The following is a 1,566-nucleotide window of genomic DNA, read 5'->3' on the forward strand; positions in this document are numbered from 1 at the left end:
CGCGACTACCGGGACCTGTTGATCGCCGCCCACCAGCAGCTCGGCGGCCCGATCGTCCTCGTCTGGGACAACCTCAACGTCCACAAAGCCGCCGACCTGCGGCAGTGGGCGGCAGCCCGCGAGTGGCTGACCATCTACTACCTGCCGCCCTACGCACCGGACCTCAACCCCGTCGAAGGGATCTGGTCCCTGCTACGGCGCGGATGGCTCTCCAACGTCGCCTTCACCACCCCCGAACACCTCGTCCAGCGCATCCGACGAGGCCTACGGCACATCCAGTACCGCAGCGACCTCATAGACGGCTGCCTCGCCGAGACCGGCCTGACCATCAGGCCGACCTGAGCAACCCGGCGACATCACGAGTTCAACCTCAGTAACGCAGCATGAGGCGGTTTGAAGCCTCCCCCCGCAGGGCGGCTCCGAAGGGCCACAAAACCTTCATCTTCCGCACAGCATCACTCTTGAAAGCTGTCCTACAACCAACTCTCTTTCGTATTCAGGACACAATCCCTGGCGAAATAGGCGGCCGCCCGGCGCAGGATCTCGCGCTCCAGCTGCCACTCCCTCTCGGCCTTCAGCAGCCTGGCGTTCTCGGCCCGCAGCCGGGCCAGCTCGCCGGCCTGACTCTACGGGCCGCTCCCGCCCCGGACGGTCGACACGTTCGCATCAGTGTCCTTGCGGACCCACGTGCGCAGTGTCTCCCCGGTGATCCCGAGCTCGGCGGCCACGGCCGCGTACGTGCGCTTGCCGCCTCCCGCGCGATACAGCGCGACGGCGTCCCTCCGGAACTCCTCCGGGTACGGAGACTGGCGTCCCACCTGGACATCCCTTCCTGGACCATCAAGATCCATTGTCAGGGTGTCCAATCCAAGGGATCAGCCTCAGGGTCAAGCAGGTCCCCAGCGAAGGACGGCATCTCCCGTAGCTGACGAGGCCCTTGCAAGCCTTCCGCGAAGATACGGCTCCCCAACGCCATCCAGGCGTCAACACCGTCCCTGTCAGCCGCCACAACCGACCGCTGCAACCGCGTCACGGCATTCTTCGAAGCCCGGGACTCCTGCCCAGACAGGTCCAGGGCAATGACTCGCACACAAGCAGCAGGAATCACACCACGCAGGGAAGCCAGCGAGCGCGCGGAATCAACCACTGACGAATGAAAGGGAACGACATTCGTCGCAATCACGCCAGCCCCTCCCACAGCAATCACAGTTGCGCCCATCATGACAGCCCGCCCACTTCTCATTCCCAAATCCCCATGCCACGCACTATCTCCACTCCACAGGCCCCCAGTATATGAATCACATTCATACAGGGCCGCGAGTCCAACAGAAAGACGCACCACTCTGCTATGCCATCACCGTCGACGGCAACTGCCAACGTTTACGCATCTCGGCCATCATCGCAAAGGTGCCGTCGATAAACTTAAGACCGTGTCCTATGTGGTGATCGCTCGTTGGGCTGTTCATGGGGCGGGATACGTGGAGTTGGATTGTTCCGGATGGACTGTGGGAGATCGCGAAGCCGTTGATCCCGCCGTCGAAGGTGCGCCCGCAGGGCGGCGGGACG

The 1,566-nt window shown here is 63.5% G+C and carries 1 protein-coding gene and 2 pseudogenes; 2 read left to right on the forward strand and 1 reads right to left on the reverse strand.

Translation table 11 applies throughout. The annotated features are described in order from the left end of the window. Window positions 1-342 (forward strand): transposase (locus IE107_RS34380; protein ID WP_189548262.1); only part of this gene is annotated, 342 nt, incomplete at its 5' end. Between the two features lie 165 nt (window positions 343-507). On the opposite strand, the pseudogene IE107_RS35645 reads toward IE107_RS34380, so the two are convergent. Continuing rightward, window positions 508-818: pseudogene (locus IE107_RS35645) on the reverse strand (transposase); the annotation flags it as partial. Between the two features lie 646 nt (window positions 819-1,464). On the opposite strand from IE107_RS35645, the pseudogene IE107_RS34390 reads away from it, so the two are divergent. Next, window positions 1,465-1,566, forward strand: a pseudogene (locus tag IE107_RS34390) (IS5/IS1182 family transposase); the annotation flags it as partial.

The sequence above is a fragment of the Streptomyces gelaticus genome (assembly GCF_014649535.1).
Classification (GTDB): domain Bacteria; phylum Actinomycetota; class Actinomycetes; order Streptomycetales; family Streptomycetaceae; genus Streptomyces; species Streptomyces gelaticus.